Source organism: Candidatus Pseudoscillospira sp. SGI.172, from assembly GCF_050313575.1.
Taxonomy (GTDB): domain Bacteria; phylum Bacillota; class Clostridia; order Oscillospirales; family Oscillospiraceae; genus Vermiculatibacterium.
Genome location: NZ_JBNPLQ010000001.1, coordinates 1 through 19,866, shown reverse-complemented (window position 1 = coordinate 19,866; position 19,866 = coordinate 1). Strand labels below are relative to the sequence as shown.

Annotated in this window: 24 protein-coding genes and 1 pseudogene; 7 read left to right on the top strand and 18 right to left on the bottom strand. The window is 52.6% G+C overall.

Annotation, left to right across the window (positions count from 1 at the left end; translation table 11 throughout):
* Positions 1-3 precede the first annotated feature (3 nt).
* The 6 genes and pseudogenes from ACQRD3_RS00125 to ACQRD3_RS00100 form a co-directional block, all read right to left on the bottom strand.
* The gene (locus ACQRD3_RS00125) at positions 4-1,242 is read right to left on the bottom strand and encodes a glycosyltransferase family 2 protein (protein WP_427779064.1); all 1,239 of its coding nucleotides are present in this window, start codon (positions 1,240-1,242) and stop codon (positions 4-6) included.
* A gap of 31 nt (positions 1,243-1,273) precedes the next feature.
* Entirely contained in the window at positions 1,274-2,185 is a 912-nt protein-coding gene (locus ACQRD3_RS00120) for a putative nucleotide-diphospho-sugar transferase (protein ID WP_427779063.1), read from the bottom strand.
* Between the two features lie 9 nt (positions 2,186-2,194).
* Entirely contained in the window at positions 2,195-3,166 is a 972-nt protein-coding gene (locus ACQRD3_RS00115) for a GDP-mannose 4,6-dehydratase (RefSeq protein WP_427779061.1), read from the bottom strand.
* A 2-nt stretch (positions 3,167-3,168) separates the two neighbouring features.
* On the bottom strand, positions 3,169-3,933 hold the full coding sequence (locus ACQRD3_RS00110) for a sugar phosphate nucleotidyltransferase (RefSeq protein WP_427779059.1): 765 nt from the start codon (positions 3,931-3,933) through the stop codon (positions 3,169-3,171).
* Between the two features lie 57 nt (positions 3,934-3,990).
* Complete coding sequence (locus ACQRD3_RS00105) at positions 3,991-4,191, bottom strand: hypothetical protein (RefSeq protein WP_080907062.1); 201 nt, start codon at positions 4,189-4,191, stop codon at positions 3,991-3,993.
* A 276-nt stretch (positions 4,192-4,467) separates the two neighbouring features.
* Positions 4,468-4,641, bottom strand: a pseudogene (locus tag ACQRD3_RS00100) (NADH peroxidase); the annotation flags it as partial.
* A gap of 136 nt (positions 4,642-4,777) precedes the next feature.
* Between ACQRD3_RS00100 and ACQRD3_RS00095 the strand changes: the two are divergent.
* On the top strand, positions 4,778-5,989 hold the full coding sequence (locus tag ACQRD3_RS00095; RefSeq protein WP_427779058.1) for a tyrosine-type recombinase/integrase: 1,212 nt from the start codon (positions 4,778-4,780) through the stop codon (positions 5,987-5,989).
* A gap of 62 nt (positions 5,990-6,051) precedes the next feature.
* Here the strand turns inward: ACQRD3_RS00095 and ACQRD3_RS00090 are convergent, their stop codons facing one another.
* From ACQRD3_RS00090 to ACQRD3_RS00070, 5 genes are all read right to left on the bottom strand, one after another.
* Positions 6,052-6,690, bottom strand: coding sequence for a hypothetical protein (locus ACQRD3_RS00090; protein WP_427779056.1), 639 nt, complete (start codon positions 6,688-6,690; stop codon positions 6,052-6,054).
* A 24-nt stretch (positions 6,691-6,714) separates the two neighbouring features.
* Positions 6,715-7,746, bottom strand: coding sequence for a helix-turn-helix transcriptional regulator (locus ACQRD3_RS00085; protein WP_427779054.1), 1,032 nt, complete (start codon positions 7,744-7,746; stop codon positions 6,715-6,717).
* A gap of 638 nt (positions 7,747-8,384) precedes the next feature.
* Positions 8,385-9,059, bottom strand: coding sequence for a tyrosine-type recombinase/integrase (locus ACQRD3_RS00080; RefSeq protein WP_427779052.1), 675 nt, complete (start codon positions 9,057-9,059; stop codon positions 8,385-8,387).
* 49 nt (positions 9,060-9,108) lie between these two features.
* On the bottom strand, positions 9,109-9,759 hold the full coding sequence (locus tag ACQRD3_RS00075) for a SprT-like domain-containing protein (RefSeq protein ID WP_427779051.1): 651 nt from the start codon (positions 9,757-9,759) through the stop codon (positions 9,109-9,111).
* Between the two features lie 128 nt (positions 9,760-9,887).
* Positions 9,888-10,166 (bottom strand): hypothetical protein, encoded by a 279-nt coding sequence (locus tag ACQRD3_RS00070; protein WP_080907055.1) that lies wholly within the window; start codon positions 10,164-10,166, stop codon positions 9,888-9,890.
* Positions 10,167-10,377: 211 nt separating this feature from the next.
* Between ACQRD3_RS00070 and ACQRD3_RS00065 the strand changes: the two genes are divergently transcribed.
* The 3 genes from ACQRD3_RS00065 to ACQRD3_RS00055 all read left to right on the top strand — a co-directional run bounded on the left by ACQRD3_RS00065 (position 10,378) and on the right by ACQRD3_RS00055 (position 11,261).
* Positions 10,378-10,584 carry a helix-turn-helix domain-containing protein gene (locus tag ACQRD3_RS00065; protein WP_427779049.1) on the top strand — a complete coding sequence of 69 codons (207 nt, stop codon included), beginning with the start codon at positions 10,378-10,380 and terminating at the stop codon, positions 10,582-10,584.
* Between the two features lie 12 nt (positions 10,585-10,596).
* Positions 10,597-10,728, top strand: coding sequence for a hypothetical protein (locus ACQRD3_RS00060; RefSeq protein ID WP_427779047.1), 132 nt, complete (start codon positions 10,597-10,599; stop codon positions 10,726-10,728).
* 191 nt (positions 10,729-10,919) lie between these two features.
* On the top strand, positions 10,920-11,261 hold the full coding sequence (locus ACQRD3_RS00055) for a hypothetical protein (protein ID WP_427779046.1): 342 nt from the start codon (positions 10,920-10,922) through the stop codon (positions 11,259-11,261).
* A gap of 623 nt (positions 11,262-11,884) precedes the next feature.
* Here the strand turns inward: ACQRD3_RS00055 and ACQRD3_RS00050 are convergent.
* On the bottom strand, positions 11,885-12,064 hold the full coding sequence (locus ACQRD3_RS00050) for a helix-turn-helix domain-containing protein (RefSeq protein WP_427779319.1): 180 nt from the start codon (positions 12,062-12,064) through the stop codon (positions 11,885-11,887).
* A 130-nt stretch (positions 12,065-12,194) separates the two neighbouring features.
* Between ACQRD3_RS00050 and ACQRD3_RS00045 the strand changes: the two genes are divergently transcribed.
* Positions 12,195-12,857 carry a hypothetical protein gene (locus tag ACQRD3_RS00045; RefSeq protein ID WP_427779044.1) on the top strand — a complete coding sequence of 221 codons (663 nt, stop codon included), beginning with the start codon at positions 12,195-12,197 and terminating at the stop codon, positions 12,855-12,857.
* Between the two features lie 67 nt (positions 12,858-12,924).
* Here ACQRD3_RS00045 and ACQRD3_RS00040 read toward each other — a convergent pair whose 3' ends face one another.
* The 6 genes from ACQRD3_RS00040 to ACQRD3_RS00015 all read right to left on the bottom strand — a co-directional run bounded on the left by ACQRD3_RS00040 (position 12,925) and on the right by ACQRD3_RS00015 (position 17,498).
* Positions 12,925-13,365 (bottom strand): hypothetical protein, encoded by a 441-nt coding sequence (locus ACQRD3_RS00040; RefSeq protein WP_427779043.1) that lies wholly within the window; start codon positions 13,363-13,365, stop codon positions 12,925-12,927.
* A gap of 35 nt (positions 13,366-13,400) precedes the next feature.
* Positions 13,401-13,613 (bottom strand): hypothetical protein, encoded by a 213-nt coding sequence (locus tag ACQRD3_RS00035; protein WP_427779041.1) that lies wholly within the window; start codon positions 13,611-13,613, stop codon positions 13,401-13,403.
* A gap of 46 nt (positions 13,614-13,659) precedes the next feature.
* A complete protein-coding gene (locus ACQRD3_RS00030) occupies positions 13,660-14,094 on the bottom strand; it encodes a hypothetical protein (protein ID WP_427779040.1) in 435 nt (144 codons plus the stop codon).
* Positions 14,095-14,570: 476 nt separating this feature from the next.
* The gene (locus tag ACQRD3_RS00025) at positions 14,571-15,113 is read right to left on the bottom strand and encodes an NADH peroxidase (RefSeq protein WP_080907045.1); all 543 of its coding nucleotides are present in this window, start codon (positions 15,111-15,113) and stop codon (positions 14,571-14,573) included.
* Between the two features lie 190 nt (positions 15,114-15,303).
* Complete coding sequence (glmS, locus tag ACQRD3_RS00020; protein WP_080907044.1) at positions 15,304-17,136, bottom strand: glutamine--fructose-6-phosphate transaminase (isomerizing); 1,833 nt, start codon at positions 17,134-17,136, stop codon at positions 15,304-15,306.
* Positions 17,137-17,231: 95 nt separating this feature from the next.
* Positions 17,232-17,498 carry a YlmC/YmxH family sporulation protein gene (locus ACQRD3_RS00015; RefSeq protein ID WP_080907043.1) on the bottom strand — a complete coding sequence of 89 codons (267 nt, stop codon included), beginning with the start codon at positions 17,496-17,498 and terminating at the stop codon, positions 17,232-17,234.
* 116 nt (positions 17,499-17,614) lie between these two features.
* On the opposite strand from ACQRD3_RS00015, the gene ACQRD3_RS00010 reads away from it, so the two are divergent.
* Positions 17,615-18,355, top strand: a complete 741-nt coding sequence (locus ACQRD3_RS00010; protein ID WP_427779039.1) for an N-acetylmuramoyl-L-alanine amidase — start codon at positions 17,615-17,617, stop codon at positions 18,353-18,355.
* A gap of 3 nt (positions 18,356-18,358) precedes the next feature.
* Positions 18,359-19,645 (top strand): glycosyl hydrolase family 18 protein, encoded by a 1,287-nt coding sequence (locus ACQRD3_RS00005; protein WP_427779038.1) that lies wholly within the window; start codon positions 18,359-18,361, stop codon positions 19,643-19,645.
* Positions 19,646-19,866: the final 221 nt, after the last annotated feature.

Sequence of the window (19,866 nt, the reverse complement as noted above, 5' to 3'; positions counted from 1 at the left end):
CTCCTATGCTTCGCCGCTGTTGTTCCGGGCTGCTCCGTTTGCCAGAAGGATCGCCTCCAGATCAATGTTCAGCAGGCATTTTGCCAGGTGGCAGAGATGACGGGGCAGCTCCGTCATCCCGTACTGCCGTTGCAAGACGGCGAGATCGCGGATAAGGGCCGGGATCTTGCCGGCTACGGCGGCATACAGCTCGGCTGTATTGTCGCTGGGCGGATCCAGCACCTGTCTCCGTTTGAGCTGGAGCAGGGCCAGATAAACGGACAGGAACTCCTCAAACCCCTTCAGCGCCAGGGTTTGGTTGACTTCCTGATTGATGGCATTGAGCTGCCGGTCGGAGAGCAGCATCATGTCGCCGCCGCAGACCAGCACCATATCGATAAAGTAAATGCTGTTGTATTTTTCGCAGATATAGTTCATGTTTGAAACCATGTCCAGGTAACTGAAATTTACCGGGTGCTCCTGGTGTGCGCTCACGATGTCCTGCCGGATCCGGACCCGGCAGCCCGCTTTATAGAGCCGGATGCCCAGGTCATAGTCCTCAAAGCCGTAGCGGCGGATGCTCTCATCCAGCAGGCCGACTTCCAGGACTTTGCTCCGCGCCACCGAGAGATTGTTGGTGATGAAAAACCTCCGGGCCAGGGAATAGTCCGTCAGTTCGGGGCCGTGCTCCCGCAGGATCTGCTTGAGTCCCTTGACAAAATCCACATCCAGGTCGAAGGCGTTCTCTGCCCAGCGCCCATCCCTGACGGCCTGATCGGGAATCAGCTGCTGCCGGTCTCTCAGGGCCGCCCAATCAGGCGCGTCCTCCCTGCGTCGATAGGCCCGATGGAGCGCCTCCAGCTGATCGGGGGCAAAATCACGGTAATAAAACGTGTAGATACGCTTCCAGGAAAGTCCGCACACCACCAGATCCCGCTCTTCATGGGCCGCGAGATGCTGAGACAGGAAGCTGTCTCCGGCGATCATATCACTGTCGTGAAAGATCAGCAGATCCCCCGAGGCGGCCCGGATCCCGGTGTTCCGGCCGAAGGCGATCCCGCGGTTGCGCGCAACGCGCAAAACCTTCTTGGGGTATTTGAGCGGAAACGCCTCCGCCATTTCAAAGGTCCCGTCCGTGGAGCCGTTGTCCACGATGATGACCTCCACGTCCTCCCCCCCATAGGTCTGCCGGTTGAGCGCGATCAGGTTCAGCCGCAGACGCTCCTTTGCCTGGTAGGATGGGATCACAATGCTCGCTTTCAAATTGACACGCCCTTCCAAACGACTGCGCCTGTCACAGCGTTTCCAAATCTTCTTCATCGGCGTACCCGTCAAACCCGGGCAGGATGCGCTCCGTCAGCGCCATGACCTCCCGCAGGATCCCGCTGTAAATGGGGTAAAAAAAGGGAAGATCGGTGCGCTCCCGCTCGTGGATCTGCAAAATGACGCCGCCCGGCAGAATTCGAAATCCGCTGAAATGGTAGCAGATGAGCTTGCTGTTGTCCACATACAGCTTCCCGTCAAAAAAGCTGTATCTGTGTCCGGCGTAGTTCCAGTGGCCTAAATTGACCCCCGGGGTGGCAATGTCCGCCACTCCTGAAAATCTTTGCGGCATCTCGTTGAGATAGGTCTGATCGCCAAAGTCTCCCTCCTGGGGATGGTGGAAACAGGCCCGAAGGCAGGAGTCTTTCCACCAGCGCAGGCACGCCAGCCCCGCAGACGTGTTTCGGAAACTGATCAGGCCCGAATTATAATTGCCCATCAGTCCCTGCAGGTAATCGACCAGCCACGGGGCCAGAGAAGAGACGGAAATATCGCCTTTGGAGAGCAGGACGTCCTCCTCCGCCTGCCGGGCAAACAGGGGCAGAGGATCATTCCAGAAAAACAGATCGGAATCCAGATAGGTCACCCGTTCTGCCTGGGCGGCCTGAAATGCCGCTTCGATCATCACCGGCTTCAATGTCCAGCAGTATTCGGCCAGTGTTCGGCTCTGGCGGAGACGGCTTACCGCTGGCTCCCGCAGCTCCTCTATCCCGAGCAGGCGTACATTGGGAAGCGCCAGTCTTTCCAGGAGCGCCCCAACACTGTCATCCACGCAAAGGGCATAGATGATCGTCTGCGGGCAGACCTCTCTCAGAGACAGGAACAGGGCGATCGCCTGATAGGCCCGCAGACGGGACACGACGGTGCAAAACACATTGTTCATGGCTGTTTCCTAGGTCAAAAAAGTCTGATACCACGGGATGGTCCGGGCCAGCCCCTCCTCCACCGTGTACGCGGGCCTCCACCCCAGGATAGACCGGGCCTTCTCCGCAGAGAGATACTGGTGGCGGATCTCATTGCCGGCCTCATTGAGGACGGTGACCGGCAGATCGCTGTGCATCAGCATCAGGATCCGGGCCACGATCTCCCGAACCGTCATCTGCGCCTCATTGCTGAAATTAAACGCCTCGCCGCCCAGATCAAGTGTTTCGATCTGTTCGGCCAGCATCAGATAGGCGCTGACGGCGTCCTCCACATAAAAATAGTCCCGGATCAGTGTGCCGTCGCTGCGGATCACAGGGCTTTCCCCATTCTGCACACTGCGAATGGTCTGTGGAATGATGCGGTTAAAATTCAAATCCCCCGGGCCGTAAAGATTCCCGCACCGGGTGATGCAGACAGGCAGTCCATAGGACGTGTGATAGGCCTGCGCGATCAGATCGGCACAGCTTTTCGACACGTCATAGGGGTGCCGCCCCCGCAGGGGCATGGCCTCGTCGTAGGGCAGTACGGGCTGGTCTCCATAGGCCTTGTCGCTGGAGGCGACCACCACGCGGCGAACCAGCGGACTGCGGCGGCAGGCCTCCAGCAGATTCCATGTCCCCTCGATGTTGGCCCGAAAGGTGGAGATCGGATTTCTGTTGGCCACACCCACAATGGCTTGGGCCGCCACATGGAATACGGTGTCGATCTCATGCTCCCCCAGCGCCCGCTCCAAAAGGGCCAGGTCCTCCAGATTGCCCTCCACAAGGGTCACCCGCCGGTCTGTCTGATCTTCATACAGGAAAGAACGGGGCACCCGGTCCCGGATCAGGCCCACCACATTGGCGCCCCGGGCCACCAGCGCCCGGGCAAGATGGCTGCCCAAAAAGCCTGTGATCCCCGTCACAAAAACATTCCGATTTTTCCAGGAAAAAGTCTCCATGCTCACCATACCCTCCATTTGTCCTGGCCCTGCGCACTCAGGCGGTTGACCTCCATGATATCGCTCACCGTATCGCTCGCCTTCCAAAATCCCCGGTGGAGATAGACGGCCAGTTCTCTCTCCTCCACCAGGCGCTGCATGGGCCCTTGTTCAAATACGCAGGCGTTGTCCTCGGGAAGGTACCGAAAGATCTCAGGCTCCAGCACAAAAAACCCCCCGTTGATGATCCCGATGGACTGTTCTTTCTCGTGGAAGCCGGTGGCTAAGTCGCCGGTGACCGTCAGTGTACCGTACTGGCTTTTTTTCTCCACCCCGGTGACTGTGGCCACTTTCCCTCTGGCCTTGTGAAATTCCAAAAGCCGTCTGAGGTCAATGTCGGACAAGCCGTCTCCATAGGTCATCATGAAAGGGGCATCCTGCAGCAAGCCCTGGGCCTGCTTGAGCCGGCCGCCGGTCATGGCGTCCTCCCCCGTATCCAAAAAGGTGATTTTCCACTCCTCGCCCGGGTCCAGCAGCTGCGGCTTCCCCGTGGCGGTATCCAGATAAAAACTGCCGCTTTTCCACTTCTCGGTAAGAAAATACTCTTTGATTTGCTCTCCCTTATAACCAAGCAACAGCACAAACTCATCAAAGCCAAAGTGCTTGTAGGCCTTCATGATATGCCAAAGCATCGGTTTTCCGCCCACGCGGACCAGCGGCTTTGGAATCTCCTCGGTAAGCTGGTGCATCCGAAGTCCCTTCCCGCCGCAGAGGATGACAACCTTCATACGCCCCTCCATAAAAACCTGCGTGTCAGCCGCCGGACACGCAGGCAAAGCAAAAGTTTAAAGACGAATGCCGTAAAACCTGTGCTCACAGTGCTCATAATAGAGGACGGTGACGATGACCGTCGGACTGGCGGGCTCACAGACTGCGGGCTCACAGCATACGCTCTGCTGGATCCCAACGACATGCACTGTTTTTGCAAAGCGGTTGACCCGCCTTTCCACCTCACAAGGTGTGCCGGTAAAAATTCTGATCTGCATAGCAGGCCTCCTAACGCCCCGTTGTCCCGCGGACAGTACAACGCGGCTACTCCAGTATACAGTCAAACCGCTTCGGGGGTGACAGCCGGCATACCCCGAGGAGCCCCTTCCACAGCAAAAAATGCCGGTGCGCAATCCAAACGACCCACCGGCACTTTCGCCCGTGGAGTCATCGTACCAAAACAGGAACACAGGTTTTACCCGCAGAAACAACAAAAGAGGGAACCGGTCTCCCGGTTCCCTCTTGAAAAGTCTTGCGTTTTGGACCTTGCCGTCTTAGCCGAAGTAGCGGTTCAGCAGGCCCTCAAAAGCCTTGCCGTGACGGGCCTCGTCGCGGGCCATCTCGTGCACGGTGTCGTGGATGGCGTCCAGCCCCAGCTCCTTGGCCTTCTTGGCCAGCTCGAACTTGCCGGCGGTGGCGCCGTTCTCGGCGTCAACACGCAGCTCCAGGTAGCCAAACGGCTGCGCCGTTCGGCGCCGGGAACTCTCTCACTCACACAAAACCAGTTGCACATGTGCAACTTTTCACATGCTGGAATACACCAGAACTTGCACCCCAAATTGCACACTTTGGGAGGCAAGAACTATGGGAACCGAAAACAGCGCAAGTGTATTCCAACTTGGGAGCGGCATGTGGGCATTTCGCTACACCTACACACAAAGCGGCAAGAGAGTATCAAAACAGGTCAGCAAGGATGAAAACGGAAACCCATTCAAAAGTCGGCGGGCGGCGACCAGAGCGCGTCAAGTCGCCATTGACAACGCCCAGAATTCCCGCAAGCCCAAACCCACGGTACGGAAAACCATTCAGGAGGTCTATCAGGAATACTGTGCCACGGGACGTAGTGACCGGGCCTACAACACCATCCGCAAGCAGGACAGCTTGTGGAAGAACCACCTTTCCGCTCGGTTTGGCAGCCGCTTTGTTGATGAGGTCAGCGCGGCGGAGGTGGTGGACTATCTGACGGAGCTGTATTGCGGGCGGGGCCTCTCCTATCGTTATGTGGAGAGCTTTCTAAAGCAGTTCTATTTGCTCTTCGGTCAGGCGTATTCCCGGAACTACCTGGATGTGGATTCCTACAACAAGCTCTGTATCAACAAGGATACCAAAATCCACATGCCCAAACTGAAAACGGACGATGATTTGGATATTGTGGCGTTCAGTAAGGAGGAGCTTGCCGTACTGGACGACTACTTTCACGGAAGCAATGCGGAAACAGCGTACTTGCTGGGGCGGTATTGCGGTCTGCGTATCAACGAATGTTTCGGGCTGAAATGGTCGAATGTCGATGTGGTCAACGGAACCATCTTGATTGACCGGCAAATGCAATACCAGAACGGCCTTATCAAGCTAGTGCCATTGAAAACCCGCAACGCCAAACGCACCATCTACATGTGCGATAAATTGAAAGTGTATTTTCAAGAGCTGGCGGCGCAGCGGGAACGGGATATGCTGCAATACGCCGCTCTGCGAGAACAGAATCAGCGTATCATAGAGGACTTGGGCGGAAAGAAGATTTCTTCCACGGAGCTTGTGAACTGTCTGCCCGACGGAAAAATCCAGACGGTAAACTCCATGAAATACCCCTCACGGGAACTCAAAAGCAAGTATCATATCATGTTCAAATATCACTACTTGCGGCATACATACGGAACTATGATGGCGGAAATGAATACCCCCACCCACCTTCTCTGTAATCAGATGGGGCATGGAAATATCCAGGTGACGCAGCGATATTATATTGCCCTTTCCCGAACCGGGATAGATATATTAAAAGATAACTTAAATCGGCTATAATTAAAAATATGCAAGAAGAATGATGGTACAATTAAGAACTTTGTACCATCATTCTTTAATTTCTAATTAGATTTTTTAGTATCAGCTTGTATGTTATCTATTTTCCTTCGTTTGTATATTTTTATTAAATAATCAAACACTTTTCCACATATCTGCGGTTTTAATTCCATTCCAAAATACAATAACGTCAAAGACCACAAAGTTATACAGTTTAAGTTTATAGTAGATAAGCATTTTGCAATGTATGGAGATAAAACCAGGGACAAAAAAAGGCTGGTGTAACTAATAATATTCGCAATATTTAATAGTTTTTCACATCGGCACAAAAATTCTCGAATACTCACATACACCATGGATTCTTGCATGCCTTTTTCACAGCTTTTTAATTCTTTATCCAATTCGTGTAGTGTATTAAGTTCTTGAATATCCTGAGTGTGCGGCTCTTTCTCATACTGTTCTTTTTTTAGTCTCAACAACTCATACTGTAAATCGCTATGTTCCATATGTACTTCTGCAAAGTGTTGCGCATTTTTCTTGCATATTTGGCTAACTTCTGAAAAAAAGGAGATTATCGATAGTAAGAAAGACGGAACAATAACCGCATAGATAATACTTTCAAATAAATCATTCTGTATAATGGTTGCCGCTATTGAGATAATCAGTAGTGTGATTGCAAATGAAATCTGGACACCCTTCTTCATAATTAAGCCCTCAAACATTAACTATCAGTATATTTTGTATATGCACTCTAAAAACTCTCTCATTTTTACTTTTACATCAGATGGATATATAATTTGGGCGCAAGTCCTAAAACCACACACCCACGCAAAAAACTGATTGCTAATTTCTACATCTGCGGTCACAACAAAATGCTCTTTATCATCGGGTCTGTAAAACACATCTTTTCCTGTCCCAAATCGCTCAATGGCAGTATCGAGCAAGTAGTTGCGAAAACGAATGCTGACACGCTTCTGCTCCCCGCCAAACATGGAGAATACGCGGCGGGTATAACTTTCAATGTCGATTTTGGAAAACTCTTCTGCTCCCTCTCGCGGTTCATTAAGAAGTTTTACTTCTTTCATACGGTCAATGCGATAGGTAGCGATTTGAAGTGCCTTTCTATTTCCAACAGGCCCATAACCCAGCAGATAATAATTCCCATCGTTTATTAGCAGCTTGTAAGGACTGACTTTATAGGCTGCTCCTTTGCGGCGCTCTACCTGTGTTATCCCATCTTGAAGTGTATATTTCAAATATTTGAAGCTAATTTTCTGCGGGATGTGTGGCTTGCCGTCTTGCTTGGTTGCCATGGCCTGATTGATTTTTGAGATGATTGTCATGGTTCCCTTTTGGGCTGTTTTCACTCGGTCACACAGAAACACTTCCCGTTGGAGCTGTTCCGCCTGATAGGTGCTGCAAAACTCGCCCAGCGTGTCCACCAAATCTTTCGCTTGCCGGGCGGATATGAACTTTGCCGCGTGGACGCATTCGGCCAGCAGCCGCAAATCGTCGAACTCAAATTGACGGGACAGCAGCCGGTATTTGCCGCCCTGTCCGCCTTCTATATCCATCCCAAACACATCCCGCAGGGCGGCAATATCCCGGTAGATGGCGCGGCGCTCCGCCTCAATCCCGCACTCGTTTTTCAGATAGTCCACCACATCCCCGGCAGTAACGGGGTGGTTCTCGTCTGAGTTCTCCAAAAAGTATTTGGCGACATAGAGCGTTTTCACTTTTTGGTTTTCTGACTTTGCCATGTGCGCCGCCTCGCTTTCCCGGTTTTATATCCAGTGTATCACAAAATCAGGAAAAAGACAGTAAGAAAGATACTGTTTATTATATCGACAATATGTGCGTATTATATTGCAATAGTGGTACTCTCAGATAGCAATTTGGTTTGTATTTGGTGTTGATTTTCTTTTGAAATTAGTGGCAGGAAATAAATGAAACTGCAACGCCGATAATAAACAAGTGGGGCTGAAATTTCTAAATACCATACATCTTTTTGTAGACAATAACACGCCCCCGAGTGTAGGGGGTAAACATGTGACCCGCCGTTTGTTGGAATGAAGAGAAAATTAGAGTAAAGCAAATAAGTGAGACTTTAGTACTGGCCGAAAAATCCCTAATCTTTCTTTATTATTAGGGATTTTTCGGCCAGTACTAAACTCTTATTCGATTGGTACAGCGTAGTTTTTGACTCCCCAAAACAAAAAGTGAATGTTCTATCGGCCCCAAAAATTTCTTAATAATAATAGTTAATAAGAAATTTCTGGGGCCGATAGATGCTTCATTGATTTTTTACTGTTGAAGAATTTCAGAGTTTAATTATCGGCGAAATTGAACGGAAGCCAGCACTTTATACCATTAAATGAAGTGACAAGCGACCCAGCTATTAAATAAGTTGTGCATGGTTTTGGATTGCTGTTTCTATCCTTTGTGGCTCAATACCGATATACCGCTGTGTGACGGCGGCGGAGCTGTGCTGTAATAGCCGCTGCACCAGGGCAATATCATAGCCATTTGCCTTGTATATCTCCGTGGCGTACCATTTGCGGAAGCTATGAGTGCTGATTCCCTCAAAGCCCAGGTAATCGCACACGATATGAAGCTGCTTCTGTATGGCTCTCTCGGTAATGGGAAATATCAGGGCGTTTCGTTCTATACCGTTGCGCAAGCAGTAATTTTCGATATACTGCTGAATGACCAGGGGAACGGTAAACACGCGGCGCTTGCCTGTTTTCTGCTCGGTGATTTCCAGGCGGTATCTGTCCCCGTCCCGGACAATATCGCAGGGCCGCAGCTTCAATATATCGCTGATACGCAAGCCTAAATTGCCTTCCAGCACCAAGGCTGTGGCTATCCGCTCATTCGGGCGGCAACCGCTGAAACCCTCTCGCATGGTCTGGATGATGTCTTTATACTGCTCGGTGGTGAGCGCCTTGGTTCTCTTATTCATGGTGTCCTCCATCGTCAAAAGTTCGTTTTTTGAGGCGAGAAAGTTCGTGTATTTCGGGCGGTGGCGGGAAAGTCCCGTGATTGCTGGATTTTGATGTTCGTATTTCTTCACTTATACGAACTTCGGGAAGTGGGCGGGGATTGCTCCCCGCCCTTCCCTGTCAACCGGCCAGCACCATCCGCTCGTTACAGTCCAGGCAAGCGATATTTACGGCTTTGGTGGCCCGAACGGAATTTCCGCAGCAGGGACAAATATATTTCCGTGTGCTACTCGTCCGTGCCGGTGTGGCGCTGCCCCCTGTTCCGCTATGTGTCCCTGTCCCGGTGATACGGAACCCGCCAAACTCGTTTCGGTTTATGAGAATGTCGGTCAAGCCGTTCTCCAATATGAAGTCCAGCAACTCGTCAGAGGGGCTTGTGTGGCTCCATCCGTATTTGTCGCTATGAGTGACGGTCAGGCCGTGGGCCTCAGCAGCGGCCTTGAATTTCTTATTGTGGTAGGTATTGCCCCGGCTGCAATCCTGCACGCCGTTCTCGAAGTTGTAGTAGTGAACCATTTCGTGAAGCAGGGTTGCCGCCACTTCCTCAATGGGGCGGGCCAGCGTTCCGGCTCCGATATTGATTTCATGGGTGCCGCCCAACTTGGAAATCCAGGTATCTTCCCGCAGGGAAAAGTGACCATAGGCGCGGGGCGTGGATTGTATGGTGATGGTCGGCCTTGAAAGTGTACCTTCAAAAAATTCAGCATTCAGCAAGTCGAACACTTTGTTGAGATACCCGGCCACGCGGTTATAGCTTGTCAGTTCCTTCATGTCTTTTCTCTCCTGTTCTTGATTTTAGGGAGAGGGCAAGCTATAATGTTCTTGCCCTCTCCGTTCTGGTTTGGGTGGAAGCTCTTTGTCCGCTTGCTTTGGTCGGCGTTCGGACAAGGGGCTTTTCTTTATGCGCTGATAGTGAAGCGGCGGCTCTGGCTCTGCTTAGTGAAGGCTTTGTAGAGGTCACCATACACCTTCTTAAAAGCGGTGGTATCGAAGCGATTGGAGAGGACGGAAGTCCAGCGGACGATATACTTTCCAGCGGCCAGCTCCTCGGTGTCGCGCTCCATCATTTCGGCCTTGATGCTGTCCCGGATAGCTTCGGCCTCCGCCTTGGCCTCTTCGATAACGGCCTCCCACTCGTTCAGGGCCTCGATTTTGGCTACCAGTTCATTCTTGCTCATGGTTCATTCTCCTTTGTTTTGATTTAGGGTGTTCCCCTTAACTGATTATATATTACACTTTTTTTGAGTGTAATTCAATTCGCAAAACTTACAGATTTTACACTTGATTTATGTGTAATTTTAACACTTGAAAAAGGTGTAATCCTGTGTTAGAATAAGGACAATGGAAGAGGAGCGTAATTTTTGACGCGCCCCGGAATGGAGGCCAAACATGCCAATTAAATACAAGATTGATGTAATTACCGCACTGAAAGAAGCCGGATACAATACTACCAGAATTCGGAAAGAGAAAATCATGGGGGAAGCCATGCTGCAAAAAATCCGCAGCGGTCAAATGGTGTCATGGGCCACACTCGAAACCATTTGCGGGTTGCTCAACTGTCAACCCGGCGATTTACTGGAATACACCAAAGAATAGGAAGGTGCCATCATGCTTGGAGATACCGACCTGCCCCTTGCCCTTATCATGGAAGAGATTTTAGGCTGGGAGAAGAAGCCCGGTCAAAAGGATAAAGAAGAGGAAGAAAATCAGCAGAAAGATTTAATTTCTAAAAATTTTTGATGCAAAAAAGAAGTCGGAGAGAAGTTTTTATAACTTCCTCCGACTTTTTACATTTATTTGAAATAGCACTTGACCGTCTCATCTAACTATTCATGGAATGCCTGGGTAAGCTAGTGCTCGGATTTGGCTGTAATCTCCTTGGTGCTTCTGTCAATCACGCTTTTTGCCACAGCGTCCACGAGGGCGCTCCGGTGTATGAGAAAGTCATAGAATCGCTGGCGGCGGCTCTGTTCATCCTGCCAGTCTGCCTTTGCACGCTTGTAATTTTCAAGTGCATTTGGAGCGGAACCGCTTTGTGCCGCAAGTACAGCCTCTATCCAATTAAGACGCTCTGTGCTGTCCTGGCGCTCAAAGTCTTGCAAAATCTAAAACAATTCTTGAAACATGAATGTTTCCTCCTTCGGATGATTTTTGAATATACACTTTCAGGCGTGTTGCCTACACTCGGCTCTGCTGCCCGGAAGCATAAAATAGAAACCCTCTACAAGATGGAAGGCCACTACGCCTTCACTCTTACTTGTTTACGCCTATAAAGAGAACGACGAATTGCAGACCTTGCTTTCCTTTTTCTGTAATTATTATAACATAAAAATTTTTTTATGGCAAAGAAATGGAATAGCGCTCTCATTTCCCGCATTCTGCAACAATTTTGTTGCCTCTTTTTGAAAAGTTGGCACTTTACATTTTGAAGTTGTTGTTATTTCTTAAAAGTTCTTTCGGAGTTGTCGGTTTTGTTCAGGAGTTGAGCTTTTGCGGGTGAAGATTGCTTTTTGAAAGTGTAGTTTCAACTTGGAGCGGAATCATAATCGCGAGCGGGCGAAGAAATTACCCTCGCAAGAAGGTAATTGGGAAGGTGTGGGATACCCACATGCGGAGCGGGTGAAGGCTGCGGCCACACCAGGGCGGGGGATGGTTTCGGGATAGCGCATTTGTAATTTGCGGCGGCGGCTTTTCTTGGCGTTTTTCCCGACCGCTGAAAAAAGACGGGAAAAACGGGCGAAAACGGCGGACACGGGAGTTCGCAGCGCGCAAATAAAATTTTCACGAAACACTATGCAGCCAGGATATTGTATTGACTACAGGGAGCCATTAAGATTACTGTGTGGGATTAGATTTCTCATTGCAACAAAAACGGGCGGGTTTCCCCGCCCTGCAATTAACTTTCATCGTCTTTGATATATTTCATAATATCGCCCACTTCGCAGTCCAAGATACGGCAAAACATCTCAATGGTATGGGTGCTGACGCTTTCGTTGCGCTTCAATCTGGTGATTTGCGCCGGACTGACATTGTATTTCTTTATGAGGGTATATTGGGAAATCCCTTTTTCCCGCATAACATTCCACAAGTTGTCGTAAGAAATCATAACATTCAAGCCTCGCTCTCTACTTGAATGTTAACCGAAGACGATGTATAATCAGATTAACCAATATCGGTTAATATATTTATGTAGGAGGAAAAGAAAAGTGAAGAAAATATTGTTCCTTGTTCTGTCAGCGATGCTTATGTTGTCCTTGGTCTCTTGTGGCGGTGGTGAAAGCAGCGACACACTTAATGGTGATGAATCCAATATAACTGGTGGGGAGACCAGTGATGCAATGAGTGATGATAAAACTGATTTAAAAATTGGAGATACAGCAAGCGCAGGTGACTGGGATTTTACTTTAACAGATGTGGAGTTTAGCGACGCCATGACAGACGAGAACAACGGCCTTTACTATCTCCGCCCAGCAGATGACGAATATAAGAGCGCAGCAGGAAATTCCTTTTACACAGCAGAAAGCGGCAATGTATTTCTGTTTTTTACCGCTGAATTATCTTATAATGGGAAAGAATCGGCGGAACTCGGAAATCAAAGTGAAAATAGCATAGGTTTTGAAATTCGTTACGGCGATGGCTATACCTCTGATACCTATGAATTTGTTATAGCCGATGGACAAGGGGCAGATGGCAGTAACTTGTACACTTATGATAGCGTCTTTGAACCCTTAGACTCAGGTCGTGAATGTAGAGGCTACTTCGAAGTTCCTCTTGAAGTTCAGAACAGTGAAACCGATTTTTTGGTGTTAGCGGTGACCTTTATGGATATAGATGGAGCAAAAACTGAACTAGTATATGACATTAGATAAAAGAACAATAACAGAGAGGACGGTACACCAGCAGCACCGTCCTCTCTGTTATTGTATTCCATTGTTTTCAAGCGCCCTTCTGCTCCTTCTTCTCTTCCTGCTTTTTCTGGAAGGCAGCGAGATCAATCACCTTGGGCGCATTGTTGCCAAAATCGGGCTGCTCCCTGTGCTTGGGAAACTGGATCTCAAACCAATCCCGCACAAACTTGTAGGGGCTGGGCTGCTGCTTGGAGCACTCCTTTACCACCTCAAACTGGGCCAGCAGCTTATCGGCGTTCTGGAACACACTCATGTACTGCTCCATGTGCTTGTAGGTCAGGTTCTTGGTCGGACGGGCCTTCTTGGGGGCGCGGCGGGTCTTGCGAATTATGGTCAGGCCGGGGAAGTCAGCCCGAATCTGCTGCAACAGCTTGTATTCCTGGGAAGTGGGGTTGCTGGCGGCGTCCTCAAAAGCCTTGGTCATGGTCAGGGTGTTGTTCACAAAGTCAACCTTGTAAGTGTTCTTCATAGTAATTTCCTCCTAAAATTCAATTCTGTTTTGTCTCAAAAGTCGATATAGAGGTCAGGAATATTGCCTTCGTAGAGCGGCGGGTTGGGGCATGCACCTTTCTGTTCGTTGTATTCGGCGGTGAACTCAGCTTCCAGTGCTTCGTCAGTCAGTGCCGTTAGGCGCTTTTCCTCTTTGTCTCGCTCGTTGTAGGTCTTGCAGAAGGACAGCAGGTAATAGGTCATGTAGCCACGGGTGAATTCCATCATATTAAGCTCCTTTTCTGATTTTTGAGAAGTGTACTTCAAATAGTGTTTACTGATTGGCAGCCAGCGGGAAATCAACGGTTTCTTTCTCGCTGGCGGTTTCCGCCTCGCTGTTGTCAGCAAAGAACGCCTTGTACTCGTCGTACTTGGGGAACTTAGTAAGAAACCAAGCCAGCACCGCACGATAGGGGTTCTGCTGGATGGCTGCGATTGCTTTCTGGTCGTTGAACTCCTTAATGAGTTCCTTGCCGTTGGCCTGCATGTTCAGGAACCGCTCCATGTTGGCGTAGGTCAGATTCTTGTAGGTGCGCTTGCTGGTGTTCTTCTTGATGGTCTTGGTCACCATCTGGGCGCTGGGGAAGTCCTGGCGGTAGGCTCTCCACTCTCTGTATTCGGGAGTGCCGAAGATACGGGCCTGCTTCTCAAAAGCCTTAGTGACCTGGGCGTGGGTGTCGTCGATGTAGATGATAGCATTCTTTTTCATTGTGATATTCTCCTTATTTCATTTATTTTTGTTTTGAGAGGTTTTGTTTTTCTCTTGTTCTCTGTCCCTCTTTGTGCTTTAAGTATAGCATGGGCAAAGAGAAAACCTGTACTTTAAAAATGACATGTGATATAATCAAAGTATAAAAAAGCAGCCCCAAAGGGCTGCTGAACTGGAGAGAAACCCGGCAATTTTGATTCCGTTTGGCTTCCATCCGATGAAAAGTCTCTGTTTTTCCTTCTGATTGGGCCAAAACTTCATAAAAGTTGATGATTTTTCTCTAAAACTTGTTATTAAGCGGTGAAAACCACTTGATATTGGTGCAATTCTGGTGAGTTGCACATGTGAAAGTCAAAAAAGTGTGAAGAGAAGAAAAGTTGCACACCGAGTTGCACACTTCGGCGTCGCAAGCGCAAAAAGAGAGGGAACCGGTTTCCCGATTCCCTCTCGAAAAGTGCTTGTTTATCCGATTTGGATTAGCCGAAGTAACGCTTCAGCAGGCCTTCGAAAGCCTTGCCGTGGCGGGCCTCGTCGCGGGCCATCTCATGGACGGTGTCGTGGATGGCGTCCAGGTTCAGCTCCTTGGCCTTCTTGGCCAGCTCGAACTTGCCCATGGTGGCGCCGTTCTCAGCGTCTACGCGCATCTCCAGGTTCTTCTTGGTAGAGTCGGTCAGCACCTCACCCAGCAGCTCAGCAAACTTGGCAGCGTGCTCGGCCTCCTCCAGAGCGGCCTTCTCCCAGTACAGGCCGATCTCGGGATAGCCCTCGCGATGAGCCACACGGGACATGGCCAGATACATGCCGACCTCGGAGCACTCGCCCTGGAAGTTCTCACGCAGGCCCTGGAGGATCTCTTCAGGAGCGCCCTTGGCCACGCCTACCACGTGCTCGGCAGCCCACACCTTATCGCCGCCCTGCAGGACGAACTTGCTCTTGGGAGCCTTGCAGATGGGGCAGAAATCAGGAGCCTCAGGACCCTCGTAAACGTAACCGCAGACAGAGCAAACCCACTTTTTCATAATGAATGACCTCCTAAAAATTTATGTGATTTATTTGATTTTATTAGTAATGGTTCTTGTTTCTGTTTAAAGAATACCATAGTGGATTCATCTTGTCAAGCATTATTTCCGCTTTTCTCAGAAATTTTTCCAATCTCTGAACGAATACAGCGCCGTCCCGGCCTGGCGGTCGGGGCGGCGCTGCTGTTCCTTATTCCACAGTGACGGACTTGGCCAGGTTGCGCGGTTTATCAATGTCGCAGCCCCGCTGGAGGGCCACATAGTAGGCAAAGAGCTGGAGGGGAACCACATCCAGGCTGGGCAGGAGCATGGGGTGGGTATCCGGCACCGTGATGGTGTGATCCACCGTTTTCGCCATGTCGCCGCCCAGGCTCTCCGTGGTCAGGCCCAGGACGTCGGCTCCCCGGCTCTTGACTTCCACCACATTGCTCATGAGTTTTTCGAACAGGGGCCGATAACTGGCCAAAGCCACCACCAGAGTTCCATCCTCGATGAGAGAGATGGTGCCGTGCTTCAGCTCCCCCGCGGCGTAGGCCTCGGAGTGGATATAGGAGATCTCCTTGAGCTTCAGGGAGCCCTCCATGCCGATGGCGTAGTCGATATTGCGGCCGACGAAAAAGATAGAGGCATGGTTAAAGTAGAGAGAGGCATAGTACTGGATGGCCTGCCGCTGCTCCAACACCGACTCCAGCTTGGTGGGAATGAGGAGGAGCTCGGAGATGACCTTGTCATACTCTGCCTTCTCAATGGTTCCCATAAGATCGGCAAAATAAAGGCCGATGAGATAGGTCACCGCCAGCTGGGTGGAGTAGGCCTTGGTGGTCGCCACGGCGATCTCCGGTCCGGCCCAGGTGTAGATGACGTCGTCGCTCTCCCGGGCGATGGTGGAACCCACCACGTTGACGATGGAAAGCACCCGGGCCCCCAGGCGTTTGGCCTCCCGCATGGCGGCCAGGGTGTCGATGGTCTCGCCGGACTGGCTGATGACCAGCGCCAGCGTTTTATCGGTGACAATGGGGTCACAATAGCGGAACTCCGAGGCGAGGGCCACCTCCACCGGCTTGCGCAGGAGCTTTTCCAGGTTGTACTTGGTGGCCATGCCCACGTGGTAGGAGGAACCGCAGGCAATGATGTAGAGCTTGTCGAGTCCCTTGAGATAATCGGCATCGAAGCGGAGATCGTCCAGCACCACTTTCCCGTTCTGGATGCGGGGGAACACAGTCTTGCGGAAGGCCTCGGGCTGCTCCATGATCTCCTTGGCCATAAAGTGCTCATAGCCGCCCTTCTCCGCCGCCGAGATCTCCCAGTCCACGTGATGCTTCTCTTTCTCCACGGGCTGGAGATAGGCGTCGTACACCCGGATGCCGTCCCGGGTGAGCACGGCCAGCTCCCCGTCGTCCAAATAGCTCACCTCGCGGGTGTACTTGATGACGGCGGTGACGTCGCTGGCCAGGAAATTGAAATCCTCGCCGTAGCCCAGGATGAGGGGGCTGTCCTTGCGGACGGCCACCAGCCGGTCCGGGCAGTCGGCACAGACGATGCCGAAGGCATAGGCACCGTTGATGCGGTGGAGCACCTTGCTCACCGCCTCCAGCAGATCACCTTCATAGTAGTATTCCAGCAGCTGAGCCACCACTTCGGTGTCGGTCTGGGAGACAAACTTCACGCCCTGGTGCTGCAAAAATTCCTTGATCTCCACATAGTTTTCGATAATGCCGTTGTGGACCACGGCAAAGCGGCCGTTCTCCGACACCTGGGGATGGGAATTCACGTCGGAGGGCACCCCGTGGGTGGCCCAGCGGGTATGGCCCAGGCCTACGGTGCCATGGACCGTGGCTCCCCCCTGAGTCAGGTCGCTGAGGACCTTCAAACGGCCCTTGGCCTTCACCACCTGAAGGCCCTCCACCGCCCCGTAAATAGCCAGTCCGGCCGAATCATATCCCCGGTACTCCAGGCGGGACAGGCCGTCCAGCAAAATAGGGGCCGCCTCCTCTTTCCCGATAAAACCAACGATACCGCACATGTGCGTATCCTCCTGTTTGTTCAATTCCGCGTCTTTGCGTCTGACTACGCATTATATCATCCCTGGCATGCCCTGTGCAAGTTTTCCGGTGAATTTTATCCCCGCCTGTGCCGGGCGGGGGCGGGGCCCTCCCCCTCTACCAGAATGATATCCTCTCCAAACCGCCGGACGGCCGACCATGAAAACACCCGCTCGGCCTCCCGTCCCAGCAGGCCGAACAGGCGCAGGCGCCCAGGAACCACCAGAGTCCGCACCTGCCCGGTCTCCAGATCCACCTCCACGTCCCCCACATAGCCGTAGCGGGTGCCGTCTGTCACGTTGATGACCTCTTTACAGCGCAGATCTCCAATTCGGGTATCCATGCCCTCCCCCTCCTTATCTATGGATCAGAATATGACGGTTCCCCGTTGTCCCATTCCTCCCCCGCCGCACCCATCCCTCAGGCGGGGCATAGGATGGGCAAAAAGGAGGAATCTCTATGCCCATCATCTATCTCTCCCCCTCCACGCAGCAAAACAACTACTATGTAAACGGCGGCACCGAGGAGGAGTGGATGAACCGCCTGGCCGACGCGCTGGAGCCTTACCTCACCGCCTCGGGCATCCGGTATGTCCGCAACACCCCCGAGATGACCGCCGCCTCCTCCATCCGCGCCTCCAACCAAGGCCGGTACGACCTGCACCTGGCGCTCCACTCCAATGCGGCCCCAGAAGGGCTGTACGGCCAAAAACGGGGGATCATCGTCTTTTACTACCCCGGCAGCAGCCGGGGCCAGACCGCCGCCGAGCTGGTAACGGACGGTTTGAAGGAGATCTACCCGCTGCCCAACAACGTCCGCGCCGAACCCTCCACTTCCATCGGCGAGGTTCGCCAGCCCAAGGCCCCCTCTGTGTTTATTGAACTGGGCTATCACGACAACCGGGACGACGCAGTGTGGATCAAGAACAATCTGGACGCCGCGGCCCGCAGCATCGCCCTGTCCCTGACGGAGTATTTCGGTGTTCCCTTCCTCACCCCCAGAGCCTATCAAAACGCAGTGGTGGACGTGAACTGGGGTTCCCTCAACATCCGGGACAAACCGGATCCGGCCTCTTACGTGGTGGCCCGCGCCCCCGACGGTGCCCGGCTCACGGTCATCAATCAGTACAAAAATTGGTATGTGGTCCGCTATGACGGGATCGTGGGCTGGGCCAACGCCGACTTCGTCACTCTGGTGTGAGCCATGGTGATCCATGTGGTACAGCGGGGGGAATCCCTCTACTCCATCGCCCTGGACTACGGCGTGTCCATGTCCCAAATTTCCATCGACAACGGACTCGAGGCCCCGGAGCGTCTGGTCCCCGGTCAGGCGCTGGTCATCCGCTTTCCGGAGGCCATCCACACCGTCCTCCCCGGGGAGACCCTGGCCTCCATCGCCCGGGAGTCGGGTCTCTCTCTCCGCCGTCTCTATCAAAACAATCCCGTCCTGGGCGGCGCACCCCGGATCTGGCCCGGCCAGACCCTGGTTCTCTCCTACCGGGAGGAGCCGGGGCCGGAGCTGTCGGTCAACGGCTACGCCTACCCCTTCATCGACCCCGCCCTGCTCCGCGCCACCCTTCCCTATCTCACCTGGCTCACCCCCTTTACCTACGGTTTTACGGAAGAGGGCTCGCTGGTGGAGCTGGATGACGCCGCACTTCTGAGCGCGGCGGGGGCCGCCGGGGTATCCTGCCTGATGCACCTGTCCACCCTCACGGCGGAGGGGGACTTTTCCAACGATCTGGCCCACCTCGCCCTCACGGACTCCCAGGTTCAGGCCAGGCTTCTGGACAATATCTCCCTCACCTTGCGGGAGAAGGGTTACCGGGGCCTGGACGTGGACTTTGAGTACGTCTATCCGGACGACGCCGGGGCCTATGCGGCATTTCTGGCCACGCTGGCCCGGCGGCTCAACCCTCTGGGCTACCCGGTCATCGCCGCCCTGGCTCCCAAGACCTCCTCCACCCAGCGGGGCACCCTCTACGAGGGGCACGACTACTCCGCCATCGGGGCAGCGGTCAACGAGGTGCTGCTGATGACATATGAGTGGGGCTATACCTACGGCCCGCCGATGGCTGTGGCCCCCATTTCCAATGTACGACAGGTGGTGGAGTATGCCCTCACTGTGATCCCCGCCGAAAAGATCTGGCTGGGCGTCCCCAATTACGGCTACGACTGGCTTCTCCCCTTTGTGAAGGGCAAGAGCAAGGCCACTTCTCTCTCCAGTCAGCAGGCAGTGGCGCTGGCCCGGCGGTACGGCGCGGAGATCGCCTACGACGACCTCTCCCAGTCTCCCTGGTTCCGCTATACCGACGAGTCGGGCGGGGAACATGAGGTCTGGTTCGAAGACGCCAGGAGCATCCAGGCAAAACTGGCCCTCATCCCGGAATACGGGCTTCTGGGCGCGGGGTACTGGAATCTGATGCGCCCCTTCCCCCAGAATTGGCAGGTGCTCTCCTCCCTCTATCAGATCCGAAAAAGCCCGTCCTGAAATGTTCATAAATTATTCACGGGAAATTCCAAAACTGTACATCACTTCCTGCCCCGGTGTGGTATTCTATACTCGTCAGGACAGACAGAACAAAACACCAAAACCTCCTCTCTCTTTCTCTTTCTCTCTCAAACACTGTCCCCCGCGGACGGCAAGCGCCGTTCGCGGGGGTACAGACCAAAATCTCCGCGCCGGACGGCGCGTTATGATTCGGGCGGCTT

What these genes read in the sequence shown, in the direction of transcription:
- ACQRD3_RS00005 (WP_427779038.1), top strand. Translation starts at nt 18,359, where the DNA reads ATGGTGATCCATGTGGTACAGCGGGGGGAATCCCTCTACTCCATCGCC.
- ACQRD3_RS00115 (WP_427779061.1), bottom strand. Translation starts at nt 3,166, where the DNA reads ATGGAGACTTTTTCCTGGAAAAATCGGAATGTTTTTGTGACGGGGATC.
- ACQRD3_RS00015 (WP_080907043.1), bottom strand. Translation starts at nt 17,498, where the DNA reads ATGGATACCCGAATTGGAGATCTGCGCTGTAAAGAGGTCATCAACGTG.
- ACQRD3_RS00060 (WP_427779047.1), top strand. Translation starts at nt 10,597, where the DNA reads ATGCTTGGAGATACCGACCTGCCCCTTGCCCTTATCATGGAAGAGATT.
- ACQRD3_RS00025 (WP_080907045.1), bottom strand. Translation starts at nt 15,113, where the DNA reads ATGAAAAAGTGGGTTTGCTCTGTCTGCGGTTACGTTTACGAGGGTCCT.
- ACQRD3_RS00010 (WP_427779039.1), top strand. Translation starts at nt 17,615, where the DNA reads ATGCCCATCATCTATCTCTCCCCCTCCACGCAGCAAAACAACTACTAT.
- ACQRD3_RS00120 (WP_427779063.1), bottom strand. Translation starts at nt 2,185, where the DNA reads ATGAACAATGTGTTTTGCACCGTCGTGTCCCGTCTGCGGGCCTATCAG.
- ACQRD3_RS00095 (WP_427779058.1), top strand. Translation starts at nt 4,778, where the DNA reads ATGGGAACCGAAAACAGCGCAAGTGTATTCCAACTTGGGAGCGGCATG.
- ACQRD3_RS00040 (WP_427779043.1), bottom strand. Translation starts at nt 13,365, where the DNA reads ATGAAGAACACTTACAAGGTTGACTTTGTGAACAACACCCTGACCATG.
- ACQRD3_RS00085 (WP_427779054.1), bottom strand. Translation starts at nt 7,746, where the DNA reads ATGGCAAAGTCAGAAAACCAAAAAGTGAAAACGCTCTATGTCGCCAAA.
- ACQRD3_RS00090 (WP_427779056.1), bottom strand. Translation starts at nt 6,690, where the DNA reads ATGAAGAAGGGTGTCCAGATTTCATTTGCAATCACACTACTGATTATC.
- ACQRD3_RS00075 (WP_427779051.1), bottom strand. Translation starts at nt 9,759, where the DNA reads ATGAAGGAACTGACAAGCTATAACCGCGTGGCCGGGTATCTCAACAAA.
- ACQRD3_RS00030 (WP_427779040.1), bottom strand. Translation starts at nt 14,094, where the DNA reads ATGAAAAAGAATGCTATCATCTACATCGACGACACCCACGCCCAGGTC.
- ACQRD3_RS00105 (WP_080907062.1), bottom strand. Translation starts at nt 4,191, where the DNA reads ATGCAGATCAGAATTTTTACCGGCACACCTTGTGAGGTGGAAAGGCGG.
- ACQRD3_RS00110 (WP_427779059.1), bottom strand. Translation starts at nt 3,933, where the DNA reads ATGAAGGTTGTCATCCTCTGCGGCGGGAAGGGACTTCGGATGCACCAG.
- ACQRD3_RS00050 (WP_427779319.1), bottom strand. Translation starts at nt 12,064, where the DNA reads ATGCGGGAAAAAGGGATTTCCCAATATACCCTCATAAAGAAATACAAT.
- ACQRD3_RS00070 (WP_080907055.1), bottom strand. Translation starts at nt 10,166, where the DNA reads ATGAGCAAGAATGAACTGGTAGCCAAAATCGAGGCCCTGAACGAGTGG.
- ACQRD3_RS00035 (WP_427779041.1), bottom strand. Translation starts at nt 13,613, where the DNA reads ATGATGGAATTCACCCGTGGCTACATGACCTATTACCTGCTGTCCTTC.
- glmS (WP_080907044.1), bottom strand. Translation starts at nt 17,136, where the DNA reads ATGTGCGGTATCGTTGGTTTTATCGGGAAAGAGGAGGCGGCCCCTATT.
- ACQRD3_RS00065 (WP_427779049.1), top strand. Translation starts at nt 10,378, where the DNA reads ATGCCAATTAAATACAAGATTGATGTAATTACCGCACTGAAAGAAGCC.